Annotated in this window: 15 protein-coding genes; 5 read left to right on the forward strand and 10 right to left on the reverse strand. The window is 57.3% G+C overall.

From position 1 onward, the window contains the following. Positions 1 to 6: 6 nt before the first annotated feature. The 3 genes from arsC to MWU55_RS06405 are packed head-to-tail and all read right to left on the reverse strand — an operon-like array spanning position 7 to position 1,744. Positions 7 to 348, reverse strand: coding sequence for an arsenate reductase (glutaredoxin) (arsC, locus tag MWU55_RS06395; protein ID WP_246935052.1), 342 nt, complete (start codon positions 346 to 348; stop codon positions 7 to 9). After that, positions 345 to 1,409: a quinone-dependent dihydroorotate dehydrogenase gene (locus MWU55_RS06400; protein WP_246935054.1), complete on the reverse strand. Its 1,065-nt coding sequence runs from the start codon at positions 1,407 to 1,409 to the stop codon at positions 345 to 347. The genes arsC and MWU55_RS06400 overlap by 4 nt, the downstream gene beginning before the upstream one ends. Continuing rightward, positions 1,406 to 1,744 carry a DUF952 domain-containing protein gene (locus MWU55_RS06405; protein WP_246935057.1) on the reverse strand — a complete coding sequence of 113 codons (339 nt, stop codon included), beginning with the start codon at positions 1,742 to 1,744 and terminating at the stop codon, positions 1,406 to 1,408. The genes MWU55_RS06400 and MWU55_RS06405 overlap by 4 nt, the downstream gene beginning before the upstream one ends. Before the next feature lie 182 nt (positions 1,745 to 1,926). On the opposite strand from MWU55_RS06405, the gene MWU55_RS06410 reads away from it, so the two are divergent. Then, complete coding sequence (locus tag MWU55_RS06410; RefSeq protein ID WP_246935060.1) at positions 1,927 to 3,486, forward strand: bifunctional metallophosphatase/5'-nucleotidase; 1,560 nt, start codon at positions 1,927 to 1,929, stop codon at positions 3,484 to 3,486. An 82-nt stretch (positions 3,487 to 3,568) separates the two neighbouring features. Continuing rightward, on the forward strand, positions 3,569 to 3,874 hold the full coding sequence (locus tag MWU55_RS06415) for a DUF1992 domain-containing protein (protein WP_246935061.1): 306 nt from the start codon (positions 3,569 to 3,571) through the stop codon (positions 3,872 to 3,874). Here MWU55_RS06415 and MWU55_RS06420 read toward each other — a convergent pair. After that, entirely contained in the window at positions 3,868 to 4,467 is a 600-nt protein-coding gene (locus MWU55_RS06420) for a flavodoxin family protein (RefSeq protein ID WP_246935062.1), read from the reverse strand. The two genes, MWU55_RS06415 and MWU55_RS06420, sit on opposite strands and share 7 nt — an antisense overlap. Positions 4,468 to 4,520: 53 nt before the next feature. On the opposite strand from MWU55_RS06420, the gene MWU55_RS06425 reads away from it, so the two are divergent. After that, complete coding sequence (locus tag MWU55_RS06425) at positions 4,521 to 5,948, forward strand: amidase family protein (protein WP_246935063.1); 1,428 nt, start codon at positions 4,521 to 4,523, stop codon at positions 5,946 to 5,948. Between the two features lie 27 nt (positions 5,949 to 5,975). Beyond that, positions 5,976 to 7,502: a malonyl-CoA synthase gene (locus MWU55_RS06430; RefSeq protein ID WP_246935065.1), complete on the forward strand. Its 1,527-nt coding sequence runs from the start codon at positions 5,976 to 5,978 to the stop codon at positions 7,500 to 7,502. A 10-nt stretch (positions 7,503 to 7,512) separates the two neighbouring features. Here MWU55_RS06430 and MWU55_RS06435 read toward each other — a convergent pair whose 3' ends face one another. From MWU55_RS06435 to MWU55_RS06460, 6 genes are all read right to left on the reverse strand, one after another. Continuing rightward, positions 7,513 to 8,844 carry an FAD-dependent oxidoreductase gene (locus MWU55_RS06435; RefSeq protein WP_246935066.1) on the reverse strand — a complete coding sequence of 444 codons (1,332 nt, stop codon included), beginning with the start codon at positions 8,842 to 8,844 and terminating at the stop codon, positions 7,513 to 7,515. Next, positions 8,844 to 10,190 carry a glutamine synthetase family protein gene (locus MWU55_RS06440; protein ID WP_246935067.1) on the reverse strand — a complete coding sequence of 449 codons (1,347 nt, stop codon included), beginning with the start codon at positions 10,188 to 10,190 and terminating at the stop codon, positions 8,844 to 8,846. The genes MWU55_RS06435 and MWU55_RS06440 overlap by 1 nt, the downstream gene beginning before the upstream one ends. Then, positions 10,187 to 10,999, reverse strand: coding sequence for an ABC transporter permease subunit (locus tag MWU55_RS06445; protein ID WP_246935068.1), 813 nt, complete (start codon positions 10,997 to 10,999; stop codon positions 10,187 to 10,189). Before MWU55_RS06445 ends, MWU55_RS06440 begins: the two co-directional genes overlap by 4 nt. Beyond that, a complete protein-coding gene (locus tag MWU55_RS06450; RefSeq protein ID WP_246935071.1) occupies positions 10,996 to 11,886 on the reverse strand; it encodes an ABC transporter permease subunit in 891 nt (296 codons plus the stop codon). Before MWU55_RS06450 ends, MWU55_RS06445 begins: the two co-directional genes overlap by 4 nt. After that, positions 11,883 to 13,031, reverse strand: a complete 1,149-nt coding sequence (locus MWU55_RS06455) for an ABC transporter ATP-binding protein (protein ID WP_246935072.1) — start codon at positions 13,029 to 13,031, stop codon at positions 11,883 to 11,885. The genes MWU55_RS06450 and MWU55_RS06455 overlap by 4 nt, the downstream gene beginning before the upstream one ends. Positions 13,032 to 13,097: 66 nt before the next feature. Beyond that, positions 13,098 to 14,183 carry a polyamine ABC transporter substrate-binding protein gene (locus MWU55_RS06460; RefSeq protein WP_246935073.1) on the reverse strand — a complete coding sequence of 362 codons (1,086 nt, stop codon included), beginning with the start codon at positions 14,181 to 14,183 and terminating at the stop codon, positions 13,098 to 13,100. 163 nt (positions 14,184 to 14,346) lie between these two features. Here MWU55_RS06460 and MWU55_RS06465 point away from each other — a divergent pair, with 163 nt between their 5' ends. Continuing rightward, on the forward strand, positions 14,347 to 15,000 hold the full coding sequence (locus MWU55_RS06465; RefSeq protein WP_348646218.1) for a GntR family transcriptional regulator: 654 nt from the start codon (positions 14,347 to 14,349) through the stop codon (positions 14,998 to 15,000). Positions 15,001 to 15,074 lie beyond the last annotated feature (74 nt).

A 15,074-nucleotide genomic window follows, 5' to 3' on the forward strand; every position in this document is an offset into this window, starting at 1 on the left:
TCTCTCTTAAAGGATATCCAACACGCTTTCCGGTGGCCGGCCCATGGCGGCTTTACCGTCTTTCAGAACAATGGGCCGTTCCACAAGAATCGGATGGGCGACCATTGCCGCGATCAGATCGTCATCGGGTGTATCCGCTGACAGTCCCAATTCTTTAAAGATCTTCTCGCCCTTGCGCGTAATAGCAATCGGGGTCACGCCCAATGCCGCTAGGGCCGCGCGGATTTCGGCCTCGGTCGGGGCGTCTTCCAGATAGCGGCGCACGGTTAGCGCCTCGCCACGTTCTTCCAAAAGCGCCAGTGTCTGACGCGACTTTGAACAGCGCGGATTATGCCAGATCTCGGTCATAGCCAGTCTCCTCGTCCAGTACCGACAGCATCCGCCACGCTGGCGAACCCATCACGTTCCAGCCGTGCGTCAATGCCAAGTGCGATGTCTTCAACCAAGCTTAGCCCGTGATACGCGAGCGAAGAGTAAAGCTGCACGACCGAGGCCCCGGCACGGATCTTCTGATAGGCATCTTCAGCCGAGGCGATCCCGCCGACACCAACCAAAGGCATTTTCCCATCGGTCAGTTCGGACAGGCGTGCCAGCACGCGCGTGGACTTTTCATACAAAGGCGGACCAGAAAGGCCACCAGCTTCGTTTTTGTGTACACTTTTCAAACCTTCGCGCGACAAGGTGGTGTTCGTGGCAATCACCGCGTCCACATTGACCTCTTGCGCGACGCCCGCGACCTCTGCCAATTCGTCATTTGTTAGATCCGGGGCGATTTTCAGGAAGATCGGCGTGTATTTGTCATGTTCGCCGCGCGCATCCAGCACGCCTTGAAGCAATCCGCGCAACGCATCCGCACCCTGTAGGTCACGCAGTTTTTCGGTGTTGGGCGAGCTGACATTCACCGTCACAAAATCCACAAACGGGCCGCAGCAATTGAAGACCTTCACGTAGTCCGCCGCGCGATCGTCGCTGTCTTTATTGGCGCCAAGGTTCAGCCCAACGGGCACTGGACGCTGGCGAGAGCGGCGGGTCAGGCGGGCGGCAGCTGCCTCCATCCCTTCGTTGTTAAAGCCAAACCGGTTGATGACCGCCTGATCTTCGGTCAGGCGAAACAGGCGCGGTTTTGGATTGCCGGGTTGCGGGCGCGGGGTGACGGCGCCAACCTCGACAAAGCCAAACCCGGCTTGGGTCAGTGCATCCACAACGGTGGCGTTTTTATCATACCCAGCGGCAAGACCCACGGGGTTGGTCATCTCCATCCCGCAAAACGTGGTCTTTAGGCGGTCCGAGGTTACGATCCCCGGCATTGGCACCACACCCGCCTTCATCGCCATTAGCGCGAGGTGATGCGAGCGTTCAGGATCCACCTGATGCAGGGCTTTTAGGGCAATTTTTTCAATTAGGTTCATGCCAAATCCTCCGGGAAAACATGGCCATGATCTTCGAAGGGCAGGGGGCGATCCCACAAGACCTCGGACAACAGCAATTCGCGGTAAAGATGGGGGAATAGGGCGCCGCCACGCGATGGCTCCCATTCCAGCAACCCACCCATGGCGTCCGCTTCGAATGCGACAAGGACCAGCCCGTCTTCCTTGGCGAAATGTTTGGCGGCCGTTTCGCGCACCTGTTCAGCGGTCGAGAAATGGATGAACCCGTCTTGAACATCGATAGGAGCACCAGTGGTCTTTCCGGCCATCTTAAAGGCTTGCCATTCAGCAGCCCGAAGGATCTTGTATATTTGCATGGCCCTCATGTGCCGCGTTGCTTTGCATGCGTCAAGCGATGATGCCAAATGTAGGCTTTTGCGACGGATTTTCGGTCATCTTCGCGTTACGTTAATCCGCCACCAGTTCACGTGGGTTTTGACAAGACAGGCCGACTCACGCCACGCTCGTCTTCAAATTGTATAACCGACAGGGGGATCCCATGATTAAACGTCTTTTGACTTCAGCCGCAGCGTTGGCTGTGACAACGGGGGCTGCGACGGCGGACTACACGCTGACAGTTCTTCACACCAATGACTTCCACGCGCGCTTCGAGCCGATCAGTAAGTATGACAGTGGCTGCTCGGCCGAAGACAACGCCGAAGGAAAGTGTTTTGGTGGTTCAGCTCGTCTGCAAACAGCGGTCGACGAAGCCCGGTCGCGCACAAATAACTATATTCTTGTTGATGGCGGCGATCAGTTCCAAGGCACGCTTTTCTATACCTACTATAAGGGTAAGCTAGCTGCCGAGATGATGAACCAAATGGGCTACGACGCGATGACTGTGGGCAACCACGAGTTTGACGATGGCCCAGAAGTTTTGCGTGGCTTCATGGACGCGGTGAACTTCCCCGTGCTGATGTCCAATGCTGATGTCTCGGGCGAGCCGCTGCTACATGAAAAGTTGGCGAAATCCACTGTGATCGAACGTGGTGGTGAAAAGCTTGGCCTGATCGGTCTAACGCCGCAAGACACCGATGAACTCGCGTCTCCGGGGCCGAATGTTATCTTCACCGACCCGGTCGAGGCCGTACAGGGTGAAGTAGACAAACTGACCGAAATGGGAGTGAACAAAATCATCGTGCTTAGCCACTCGGGTTATGGTGTCGACCAGAAAGTTGCCGCAGAAACCACCGGCGTTGACGTGATCGTGGGCGGTCACACTAACACGCTTCTGTCAAACACCAACGAACGTGCGGAAGGCCCTTACCCGACCATGGTCGGCTCAACTGCGATTGTCTCGGCCTATGCCTATGGCAAGTTTCTGGGCGAGCTTAATGTGACCTTTGACGATGAAGGCAACATCACTGAGGCCAAGGGCGAGCCGCTGATCATGGATGGCGGTGTACATGAGCATGAAGCCACCAAGGCCCGCATTGCCGAAGCAGCCGCCCCGCTAGAAGAAATCCGCAACCGCGTTGTCGCAAACACTGCCGAAGCGATTGATGGCGAGCGTGGGTCCTGCCGCGCCGTAGAATGCGCGATGGGCAACATCATCGCAGACGCAATGCTGGACCGCGTGAAGGATCAAGGTGTCGAGATCGCCATTCAAAATGGTGGCGGCATCCGTGCCTCAATTGATGCGGGCGACGTGACCATGGGCGAAGTGCTGACCGTGCTTCCGTTCCAAAACACGCTGTCGACCTTCGAAGTGACCGGCGAGACAATCATTGCGGCGCTTGAGAATGGCGTCAGCCAGCATGAAGAAGGCGCAGGCCGCTTCCCGCAGGTTGCCGGTATGACTTATGCCTTTGACGTCTCGAAAGAGCCGGGAAGCCGGATCTCTGACGTGATGGTTGGTGGTTCGCCGATTGACCCCGCAAAGGTCTATGGCGTTGTGTCCAACAACTATGTGCGCAACGGTGGTGACGGCTACAAAATGTTTCGCGACGCGCAGAATGCCTATGACTTCGGTCCGGACCTGGCGGATGTGACCGCTGAATACATGGCCAAGATGGGTCCGGTGAAACCAATGCTGGACGGTCGTATTACCCAAAAATAAGCAAGCCCTGACTTGCCAGAGGCCCCCGACGCGTTTGCGCCGGGGGCTTTTTCATGTCTAATGCTTGGGGTAAGATCGCCTCATGGATCACCCGTTAAGCACCCTCATCGAACAGAAAATCCGCGAAGCGGAAGAGGCTGGCGATTTCGATAACCTCGAAGGTGCAGGGAAGCCGCTGCCGAAGGTGGATGACCCAGAGAATGCGGTTTTTAACCGTCTTGTCCAAGAAAGCGGCGCAGTCCCTGAATTTGTGCGTCTGTCGCGAGAATTGAAACGTCTGCGCGAAGAACTGGCCGAAACGGGGGACCGCACGCGGCGCACGGACATCATGAAGGAAATGTCGATGATGGATGCGCAGATCGAGCTTGCGCGCAAAGGCCGCTACTGACCGTTCCAGCGTTGTGTAGCATGTAAAACGCGCAGGCCAAAGCGGCGCGCGGTCTCGAGATCTTCGGGCAGCAAATCGTCGTCCGCGCCCAGCTGTTCTGTCACCATCAGACCCAGCCAGCTGCCGTCGCGGTTCAGGCCGAGGCGGTCAGGTTTCACCGGCGCGCCGATATCTGTGGGTCCGACCCAGATCATGCCCATCTGGGCGGCAAAGATCGATAGGCGTTGTAGTGCAGCCAGCTTGTCTCCTGACGGGTGAATGGCTGTGGTGAACCCTGCCGCGAACTTGTCTTTCCACGACCCGTACTCCCAGCGGGTATCGACCTCCTCTAAAAACAGACTAAACCGCGAGGCCGCGGAGCCCATATAGGTCGGTGCGCCGAAGATGATCGCGTCGGCCTGATCCAGTGCACGCCAATCCGCATCAGTCAGAGTTTCCACATTCAATAATCGCGCTTCGTTACCGATGGCCTTAGCGATGGTTTCTGCGATGCGTTTGGTATGTCCGAAACCGGAAAAATAGGGGATGCAAATGCTGAGTGTTTTCATGCCGCCAGTTTGCGAGGAATCGGCGGCAGCTCCAAGTGAAATCATATCTTTTCACAGGGGGTTGTCTGTGGTCATCTGAATTGGCGGAGGAGCATCACATGACCACATTCACCGGACCCGACATTTGCAAAATGGAAGCGCACGGGGTTGTGGCGCTGTTGCGTAAGGGCGAGCTGTCGCCTGCGGATCTGATTGACGCATCCGAGGCGCGATTGGCGCAGATCGAGCCGGACGTGAATGCGGTTCCAGTGATCTGCGCGGATCGTGCACGGGCGGCGGCGTCAGCATTGTCGGGCGATACGGATCATCCTGGCTGGTTGGCGGGATTGCCCATTGGGATCAAGGATTTGACGGCTGTTGAAGGGGTGCGATCCACGAATGGAACAAAGTCTCTGGCAGAGTTTGTTCCCAAAGTCAGTGATCCGATTGTAACCCGTTTGGAAACACGTGGTGGCCTGATCATGGGCAAAACCAACACGCCCGAATACGGCGCAGGCGGCAACACGTTCAACGAGGTTCACGGCGCGACGTTTAACCCTTGGGACACTCGATTGAATGCAGGCGGGTCATCGGGCGGGGCGGCTGTGTCTTTGGCGACGGGTTCCCTCTGGCTTAGCCACGGGTCTGACCATGGCGGCAGTTTACGCACGCCTGCCGCCTATTGTGGGATCGTTGGACTTCGCCCCAGCCCGGGACGCTGTGCATCCGGTTCGGTGGTTGGGTTCATTGGCGAAGGCGTGCAGGGTCCCATGGCGCGCTCGGTCACCGATTGCGCGTTGTTTCTGGATGCCATGTCAGGGTTTGAACCACGTGCGCCGCTGTCATTTCCTGCGCCCGACACTCCCTTTCAAGACGCCGTGCAGCGCGCTGATCCCAAACTGCGCATTGCATTTGCCCCCGATCTGGGTGGCTTTGCGCCAGTGGATGCAGACATGGCGCGTTATCTTGCAAAGGCAATGGCGGCGATGGTGGGCGCAGGGGCGACGGTTGAGGAAGCGTGTCCGGATCTGCCCGACCTTGAACGTACCTATCACGTGATCCGTGGTGGCATGTGGGCGGCGAATTTCATTAAAGCACCGAAAAGCCTGACACAGCACTTCAAACCGACATTGGCTGAAAACCTCGCCTTCGGTTTGTCCTTGAGTGCTGAGGATATCGCCAAAGCGCAGCTCTCACGCTCGCTGATCTACGACAACATGCGCATTTTCTTAGAGCGCTTCGACGTGCTGGCCTGCCCGGTGGTTGGCAATATGCCCCACCTGCAATCCGAGGAATGGGTGCGCGAAGTGGGTGGACAGTCCCTGACCGGCTACATGGATTGGCTGCGCTTTGCATTCCTTCCAACGGTTGCCGGGCTGCCTGCGATTTCGGTACCAGTTGACCTGTCCGACAAAGGCCTGCCGGTTGGGCTGCAACTGATCGGCCCACCGCGTGGTGAGGCGAAGCTTCTGGCCGCCGCGCGTGCGGTGGAAATGGTGATGGGTGGGCCACTTGGTCCGATTGACCCTGTGGTTGGCAAAAGCTAAGCCAAACCCGATTTCAGGAGAGCCGACATGTACGACCAGAACCACCTTGCCCATGCTATTTCTTGCGCCTCAGATGGGCGTCACGAGGCGATTTTCCTGACAGATGGGCGCACGGGCAAAGTGACAACTTATGGGGACTTCTGGGCAAATGCTGAACGCATGGCAGCGGCCTTAGTCGCGCTGGGCGTCGCGCCGGGGGACCGCGTGGCCGTGCAGGCCCCGAAAGAGCCTGCGATGTTGGAGCTCTACGTGGGCACATTGCTGGCTGGTGGTGTGTTCCTGCCGTTGAACACGGCCTATACGCCGGACGAGGTCGCGTACTTCCTGAGCGATGCCGCCCCGCGTGTATTCGTGTGTGAGCCTGACAAGCTCGAGGCCCTGACCCCGGTCGCCAACGATGCGCGGGTGGCGCACGTGCTAACGCTCGGACCTGGTGAGTCTGGAACGCTGGTTCCCGCCCGTGACGCTAAGGAACCTGGCTTCGAAGCCGTGGCGCGCGAGGCGCTGGACCTTGCCGCAATCCTTTATACTTCGGGCACCACGGGGCGGTCGAAGGGCGCGATGCTGACTCACCGGGCGCTGGCGTCGAACAGCGAAACTCTTCGGGATTACTGGCGTTTCACAGACAAGGATGTACTGATCCACGCGCTTCCGATCTTCCACACACATGGGCTGTTCGTGGCAACCAACGTCACCTTGATGGCGGGCGGGGCTGCGGTCTTCTTGCCGGGATTTGATGCTGAAGCCATCATAGACGCCATGCCAAATGCCACCGCAATGATGGGCGTTCCGACCTTCTATACACGGCTGCTGAAAGATGACCGATTGGCCAAGGCGTCCAAGAACATGCGTCTTTTCGTTTCCGGCTCGGCCCCGTTGCTGGCCGAGACCCATGACCGCTGGCGCGAAGTCACAGGCCACGCGATCCTTGAACGCTACGGCATGACTGAAACCAACATGAACACCTCGAACCCCTATGACGGCGAGCGTCGCGCGGGCACGGTGGGTTTCCCGCTGCCGGGTGTTGAAGTGAAAGTGTGTGATCCGACCTCGGGTGAGATGCTGCCCGACGGAGAAATTGGCGTCCTTGAAGTGCGTGGCGATAACGTCTTCGCAGGCTATTGGCAGATGCCTGAGAAAACCGCCGAAGAGCTGCGCGAGGATGGCTGGTTCATCACCGGCGACCTCGCGATGATCGACCCGGATGGCTATGTGACCATCGTTGGACGCGGCAAAGACTTGATCATCACAGGTGGCTTCAACGTTTACCCAAAAGAAGTCGAGGGCGTGATTGACGAACTGCCCGGCGTTTTGGAAAGCGCCGTCATCGGCGTCCCGCACGAAGATTTCGGGGAAGGTGTTGTCGCTGTGGTTGTAGGCCAAGACGGTGCCGCTTTGAATGAGGCATCAGTGAAGGCAGGCGTGGCTGACAGTCTCGCCAAATTTAAGCAGCCCAAGCGCGTGATCATCGTGGGCGAGTTGCCGCGCAACACTATGGGCAAGGTGCAGAAAAACGTGATGCGTGAAACCTATTCGGCGGTTCTTGCAGGCTAAGCCTTGCGCCTTACTTTGGCGGCGGGCCGTCTTTCAGGCGATACCCGGCGAATGCGGGGTAGAGGTAGTTTCGCCGGAGTGCCGGGAACGGGAAACGCGGCAGCTTACGTGTGTGGACGGGTAGGGAGGTGATGCGCCCCAAAGCCATATCGGCCAATCGCGCGCCGGTCCATGTGCCCATAGCCACGCCATTCCCGTGATAGTTCAGCCCAGCCCATGCGGTGTTGCTGTTTCCAATTGGTCCCGCATAAGGAAGCAAGTCCCGCGACAGGCTGATTAGGCCAGACCAGAAATGCGGCGTTTCGACATCTCGCCACGCTGGGAACATGGCTGAAAGGTGCTGCTTAAGTCGCGCGCGCATGGCAGCTTGACCTTCGACGCTGGCACCAATGTTGCCGCGTGCTCCGAACAGAAAGCGCCCATCTGGTAGTAGGCGGAAATAATGCAGAAGGCTTCGGCTGTCATAGGCCATCAGATCGGTGGACCAGCCTTGTGCGACGATCTCATCCTCGGTCAGTTGGCGCGTGACAAGAATGTTGGACTGCACAGGTAGGTAACGTCCGCTCAGCCAGTTCGGCAGCCCATCCGAGGAATAGCCATTGGTGGCGATGATCAGCTGTTTCGCCGTGATCCGGGCGGTTGGAGTGGTCAGGACGTGACGCCCTTCAATCTCATCAATCTGCGAAACTGGGCTGTGCGGTGACAGTCTTACACCCGCTTCAGACGCTGCCCGCGCCAACCCGCTAACATAGCGTCCCGGATTAAGGGCAAACCCCAAGGGCAGGATCAGACCGCCATGAAACGCGCCATTCATGCCGCGCGCTTTCAGGTCGCTTGCTGGGATCAATTCTGCTGGATGCCCCAGCGCTGCCCAATCCGCTTGCTCGGAACGCAGACCCTTCATGGCGCTGGGTGTATGAGCAAGCAGAAGTTCCCCGTCCGAATGGGTTTCGGCGTCGATTTTGTAACGCTCCAGTAGTTCCGCCACCAACTCAACAGCGCCACGCTGGGCTGTAAAATAGGCGCGGGTGGCGTCGTCACCGAAGCGCTTGCGGATTGCCCCCAGCCCCAGCTTGTCGCCGCCGATCGTGCAGAACCCGCCGTTTCGACCCGATGCACCCCAGCCGATATGCTCAGCCTCAAGCAGAGTTACAGCTGCCCCGGCTTCAGCCAGATGCATGGCGGCGGATAGACCTGTAAAGCCACCGCCGATGACAGCAACTTCGCAGTCATTATCCCCCTCGATCGCGCGCCAATCCCCTTTGGGACGCGGCCAGATGCACTCAGCGCGCGCGGTGTTTGAATAGGCGTAGTCCTCGTAGATGCGTCGTGGCGTCGGCATCACAGTCGGCCGAGATAGGTGCGGTACTCCACATGGGTGATTTCATGGGTGAGCTGCGCAATTTCATCGCGGCGCACAGCGGAATAGACATCCACATAACGTTGACCGAAGATTTCAACCGCTGCGTCAGAGGCGGCGAACCGCTCGACCGTTTGAAGCCAATCAGCTGACAAGGTTTTCGCGGGCTCTGCCTCCGCATCGTCAAGTGGCAGGGGTAGGGTAGGTTTGGTTTCCAACCCGTGCAGCATACCGCCAAGGATTGCTGTGATCGCAAGGTAAGGGTTCACGTCTGCGCCAGCAATGCGGTGTTCCAACCGTGCGCCGGGTCCTTTGGTCTCGGGCAGACGTACGCCCGCCGCGCGGTTGTCGAACCCCCAGTCCGGGGCCGAGGGCGCAAAGCTCATCGGTTTGAAGCGACGGTAAGAATTCATATGCGGCGCAAAGATCGCCTGTAGATCGCGCATCGTGTCGAGCGTGCCGCCAACCGCGTGTTTTAGCGCGTCAGAGGGGCCATCGGTGCCATCGTCAAAGACGTTCTTGCCGTCGCGATCCACGACCGAGGCATGCACGTGCATCCCATTGCCGGGATATTCGGCATAGGGTTTGGCCATGAAGGTGGCTTCCATCCCGTGCGACCGGGCGACGCCACGCACAAGACGTTTGAACAAAAGCGCTGTGTCAGCCGCCCACATCACGTCGTCGGTGTGGTGGAAGTTGATCTCGAACTGACCGGGCCCGTATTCGGCGATCAACGTGTCCGTCGCGAGACCCTGCAGCTCGGAGGCGTTCAGGATGTCGTCCAGAATGTCCTGTGTGCGCTCCAGCACCTCGAGATCATAGTTCTGCGCATCCGGGCTGCGATCAGGAGGTGTCGGCGCGGTGTCTTGTTCTGTGCGCGGCTTGAAAAGGTAAAACTCCAGTTCGGTAGCGAGCACTGGATGCAGTCCTGCCGCGTGCAGCTTGTCGACCATGCGCGCCAGTTGCTGGCGCGAGGAAAGGTCCGAAATCTCGCCTGTATCCGGGTCGATCATCTCGACCTGCACTTGCGCCACGTTGCCTTTAGTCCACGGTACGGGTTTCAATGACCCAGCCACTGGCACGATGCGTCCATCCGGATCACCAACGATGATGCCCAGACCTGTCGCCTCGACCTCTTCGCCCATGATGTTGGGCGCATAGGTCGAGATCGGCAGACGCACAGCACCTTCAGTCAGTTTCTTCTCGTCATCCCCCGGCAACCATTTCCCGCGCAAAACCGCGTTCATGTCGCACAGCATCAGCTCGACCCGATCTGGGCGCCCATGGGTTTTGCAATAGGTTGCGTATTCTTCCAGAAAGTCGCTCACTGGATAGCCTCCTGTTCGTCCTTCGCGCGTTTCGCGATGGCCCGTTTTGAGGTTAGAGATGCCCCAATCACGCCGATGGCTACAAGGCCAATCATGATCGTGGATAGGGCGTTGATCTCAGGGCTGACGCCCAGACGGACCGCCGAGAAGATTTTGATCGGCAGCGTGGTCGAGCTTGGACCAGACGTGAAGCTGGCGATAACCAGATCATCAAGAGACAATGTGAAGGCCAGCAGCCAGCCCGAGATCACGGCAGGCGCGATGATTGGCAGGGTGACAAGGCGGAAGGCTTCAAATCCGGTGCAGCCCAGATCAAGGGCGGCCTCCTCCAGTGACTGATCAAAGGTCACAAGGCGCGAGGACACTACGACGGACACATAGCACATCGAAAACGTCGTATGCGCCAAGACGATGGTCAGCACTCCTCGGTCCAGCCCGATTGCGATGAAGAGAAGCAACAGGGACAGGCCGGTGATCACTTCGGGCATCACAAGCGGCGCATAGATCATGCCGGAAAACAGGGTGCGCCCGTGGAAGCGACCTGCGCGGACCATCACGTAAGCGGCCATCGTGCCCAACACGGTTGCAATGGTCGAAGACATCACAGCCACTTTCAGTGTGACCCATGCGGCGTCAAGGAAAGCCTCGTTGCGGAATAGCTCGCCATACCATTTGGTTGAGAAACCCGACCACACGGTGACAAGCTTGCCGCCGTTGAACGAGTACACGATCAGGATCAGCATCGGGATGTAAAGGAAGGCAAACCCAAGGGTCAGCGATACGGTGTTGAACCAGCTCAAACGTCTCATTTGCCTGCCTCCCTTTGTTTTTCCTCATTGCGTTGAAACAGCACGATGGGAATGATCAGGATCAGAAGCAAAATCACAGCCACAGCCGATGCGACCGGCCAGTCACGGTTCGAGAAGAACTCCTCCCACAGAACTTTACCGATCATCAGTGTCTTCGATCCGCCCAGAAGTGACGGGATCACGAACTCGCCCATGGCCGGGATGAAGACAAGGAAACTGCCCGCGATGATGCCCTGTTTCGCCAGCGGCAAGGTGACCAGCCAGAACGCGGTCATGCGCGAGCAGCCAAGGTCCTCGGCCGCTTCCAAGAGGCTTTCATCCAGACGTTCCAGCGCTGAATAGATCGGCAGCACCATGAAGGGCAGATACGTGTAGACGATGCCGATATAAACGGCGGTGTTGGTGTTCAGAATGGTTAGCGGCTCGCCGATCAATCCGATGTTCATAAGAAACTGATTAAGCAGGCCTTCTTGGCTGAGAATAGCTTTCCATGCATAGACCCTGATCAGGAATGACGTCCAGAAGGGCAGGATGATCAGCATCATCAGCGTCGGGCGCCAATCATCCGGCGCGCGGCTCATCCCGTAGGCGATCGGAAAGCCGACCAACAGCGCCAGGATCGTCGATATTGTCGCGATCTTCAGACTGGACAGATAAGCCTTCCAGTAAAGGTCATCCTGCGTGAGCCAGGTGAAATTTTCCATGTCCAGCCCGGACCACCATTCCGTAAACCCGGCCCAGCCTTGGGACAGGTCCAGCGTCGGTGTGTAGGGCGGGATGGCCAAAGCTGTATCCGATAGGCTGATCTTCAGAACGATCAGGAACGGCACAAGGAACAGGGCCAGAAGCCAAAAGTATGGGACTGATATCAGGCCAAAGCGTTTCATGATGTCAGCACCACGCCAGCGGTATCGGTGAAGCTTAGCCAGACCTCTTGTTCCCAAGTGATTGCCCGGCGCCGAATGCGGCGGGTGTTGGCGGCTTGCGCTTTGATGTGCTGGCCCGTTGGCGTCTCGATCACATAGGTCGACATGTTGCCCAGATAGGCGATGTCCAGCACCTTGCCGTGTACGATGTTGGTCATGTCGGCGGGTTTCTCGGTTGAGATGTTCACCTTCTCAGGTCGGATGGCCAGCGTGGCACTCGTGCCTGCCGGTATTTCGTCATGCGCAATGCCGATCAGATCTTGCTGACCTTCGGCCCAGCTGATGGTTGCGTGATCATCGCCTGAATTGGTTACATTGCCTTCAATCAGGTTCACGTCACCAATGAAGTCGGCCACGTAGATCGAACCGGGCTCTTCGTAAATTTTCGCTGGCGTGTCGACCTGAATGATCTTGCCGTGATCCATCACGGCGATACGGCTGGCGACGGTCATCGCCTCTTCCTGATCGTGGGTCACGATCACGAAGGTGGTGCCGGTTTGTTCCTGAATATCCATCAGTTCAAACTGAGTGTCTTGACGCAGTTTCTTGTCCAGCGCACCCAGCGGTTCGTCCAACAACAAAAGCTTCGGCGCTTTCGCAAGCGAGCGCGCAAGCGCCACACGTTGTCTCTGCCCACCGGAAATCTGGTGCGGTTTGCGGTTCGCAAATTTGTTCAGCTGAACCAAGCTGAGCATTTCTTCGACGCGGGCCGCGATCTGATCCTTCGGCAACTTGTCGCGCTTTAGGCCAAAGGCGATGTTTTCAGCAACTGACAAGTGCGGGAACAACGCATAGCTTTGGAACATCATGTTCACAGCACGCTTGTTCGGTGGGATCGGGGCCACGTCCTGTCCGTCTATTAGGATTTGCCCTTCTGTTTGGGTCTCAAAACCGCCTAACATACGCATCATCGTGGTCTTGCCACAGCCAGACGGGCCAAGAAGGGCAAAGAATTCTTTTTCGAAGATATCGATTGTTAGATCGTCGATGGCAGTGAAATCGCCAAAGCGTTTCGTGACGTTCTGAAAGCGGATCAGCGGTTTCGCTTGAGGATCTTTCCAGGGTTCAAACTCGGCAGGAGCCGAAACGGTGGCGGCGTCAGACATGATAACCTCGGGGAAAAAGAAGGTCTCCCCCCGCGCAAAACGCGCGGAGGGAGTGGGAGATCGGGCTTAGGTGCCCGACTTTACTTTGGTCCACAGACGCGTGACGACGCGCTGAACTTTCGCCGGATAAGGCGTGGTGGTGTAAAGCGTGCCAAGGGCTTCTTCGGTCGGATAGATCGCCGGATCGCCGATCACATCCTCTTCCAGATGCGCTTGCGAGGCTTTGTTGCCGTTGGCGTAGTAAACATAGTTCGACGCCGCCGCCATGTTGTGCTCGTCCATGATGAAGTTCAGGAACTTATGCGCAGCATCCGGGTTCGGAGCATCCGCAGGTATGGCCATTTGGTCAAACCACATCAACGAACCTTCTTTGGCTGCGTTGTAAGCGATCTCAACACCGTTATCGGCTTCGACAGCACGGTCACGGGCCTGGAGAACATCGCCCGACCAGCCAACAGCAACACAGATGTCGCCATTTGCCAGCGCATTGATGTATTCCGAGCTGTGGAACTTTTGCACATATGGTGCAATTGCCGTCAGGATCGGTTCAGCTTTCGCAATCACGTCGGGGTCGTGGCTGTCAGGGTCTTCACCCAGATAAGCCAGCGCAGCGGGAATGATTTCAGCCGGGGCATCCAATATGTGGACACCGCACGAAGCCAGTTTTTCCATGTTGGCTGGATCAAAAATCAGAGCAAGGCTGTCGATCGGCGCGTCTTCGCCAAGAGCTTCTGTCACTTTGCCCATGTTCACACCGATCCCAGTGGTGCCCCACATGTAGTTGATCGAATAAGCGTTCTCAGGATCATATTTAGCTGTCCGGCTGGCAATCACGTCCCACATGTTGCCGTGGTTGGACAGTTTCGCAATGTCGAGCGGCTGGAAAGCGCCAGCGGTGATCTGCCGCTGCAAGAAGGTTCCGGATGGGACCACGACATCATAACCTGACCCGCCGGCCAGCATTTTGGTTTCCAGTACTTCGTTTGAATCGAAAACGTCATAGATCAGGTCGATCCCGGTTTCTTCCTCGAACTTCGTCAGCAATTCCTCGTCGATATAATCCGACCAGTTATATACACGCACTTCTTCGGCTTGGGCGGTGGTGACACCCATAGCCAAAGCGGCACTCATCAAGAGCCAAGTCTTCTTCATTCGCATTATCTCCCTGTTTTGGGCGTGACGCCCGTTTGCGACATTTGATCAAAAAAATGCGATTCACGCAATATGGTAAAATTACGGAAGTCATAGTAGGTTGCTTTCAAAGATTATCTTTGGGGCCGGAATTGGCAAAGCATTTGTAAGGATGGGGGGAAACTTGTCTGATCGCCAAGCGAAACTGCCAGATCACCAGCGGGTTTACCGCCAGCTGCGCGAAATGATTCTATTTGGGGAATTGGCCCCAGGGCAACCCGTTACCATTCAGGGACTTGTCGCCACATTGGATGTGGGTATGACGCCTGTGCGGGAAGCCATCAGGCGTTTAACATCGGAAGGGGCGTTAGAGTTCAAGGGAAATCGTCGCGTGTCTGTACCTCAGCCCGATTTGGCACAGTGGAATGACATCGCCTTTACGCGCCTATCGGTCGAGCCAGAGCTTGCGCGAAAAGCTACAGAAAACATAGGTGCAGACGAGCTTGAGCGGCTTGTTTCCTATGACGACCAGCTCAACGCAGCCATCGATCAAGGCGATGTGCGCGGGTATCTTGAGCACAACTATCGGTTCCATGCCTATCTCTATGATCTGGCCGGGTCCGAGGTTCTGTCGTCGATTGCAAACATGTTGTGGCTGCGGGCAGGCCCGTCGCTGCGCGTGGTTTTGGGTCGGTATGGCACGGCCAATCTGCCCGACAAACATGCCGAAGCCATGGCCGCGATGCGGGCAGGTGACGGTGATGCTGTCGCCGATGCAATTCGCGAGGATATCGAACAGGGAATCGCCCAAGTCCGTGAGACCTTACTGGCGGCCTGAATTTGATCAGATCGCAGGTCATGCGTTGACAGTCTATTTTTTGATCATATTGTGAAGCCAGCTTTTGACGAACC

This window comes from Aliiroseovarius sp. F20344, from assembly GCF_023016155.1.
GTDB lineage: Bacteria > Pseudomonadota > Alphaproteobacteria > Rhodobacterales > Rhodobacteraceae > Aliiroseovarius.

Bases quoted from the DNA above. Each gene is read 5' to 3' on its own strand.
- MWU55_RS06445 (WP_246935068.1), bottom strand. From the start codon at position 10,999: ATGAGACGTTTGAGCTGGTTCAACACCGTATCGCTGACCCTTGGGTTT.
- MWU55_RS06400 (WP_246935054.1), bottom strand. From the start codon at position 1,409: ATGAACCTAATTGAAAAAATTGCCCTAAAAGCCCTGCATCAGGTGGAT.
- MWU55_RS06415 (WP_246935061.1), top strand. From the start codon at position 3,569: ATGGATCACCCGTTAAGCACCCTCATCGAACAGAAAATCCGCGAAGCG.
- MWU55_RS06405 (WP_246935057.1), bottom strand. From the start codon at position 1,744: ATGCAAATATACAAGATCCTTCGGGCTGCTGAATGGCAAGCCTTTAAG.
- MWU55_RS06435 (WP_246935066.1), bottom strand. From the start codon at position 8,844: ATGCCGACGCCACGACGCATCTACGAGGACTACGCCTATTCAAACACC.
- arsC (WP_246935052.1), bottom strand. From the start codon at position 348: ATGACCGAGATCTGGCATAATCCGCGCTGTTCAAAGTCGCGTCAGACA.
- MWU55_RS06410 (WP_246935060.1), top strand. From the start codon at position 1,927: ATGATTAAACGTCTTTTGACTTCAGCCGCAGCGTTGGCTGTGACAACG.
- MWU55_RS06460 (WP_246935073.1), bottom strand. From the start codon at position 14,183: ATGAAGAAGACTTGGCTCTTGATGAGTGCCGCTTTGGCTATGGGTGTC.
- MWU55_RS06420 (WP_246935062.1), bottom strand. From the start codon at position 4,467: ATGATTTCACTTGGAGCTGCCGCCGATTCCTCGCAAACTGGCGGCATG.
- MWU55_RS06450 (WP_246935071.1), bottom strand. From the start codon at position 11,886: ATGAAACGCTTTGGCCTGATATCAGTCCCATACTTTTGGCTTCTGGCC.
- MWU55_RS06455 (WP_246935072.1), bottom strand. From the start codon at position 13,031: ATGTCTGACGCCGCCACCGTTTCGGCTCCTGCCGAGTTTGAACCCTGG.
- MWU55_RS06425 (WP_246935063.1), top strand. From the start codon at position 4,521: ATGACCACATTCACCGGACCCGACATTTGCAAAATGGAAGCGCACGGG.
- MWU55_RS06430 (WP_246935065.1), top strand. From the start codon at position 5,976: ATGTACGACCAGAACCACCTTGCCCATGCTATTTCTTGCGCCTCAGAT.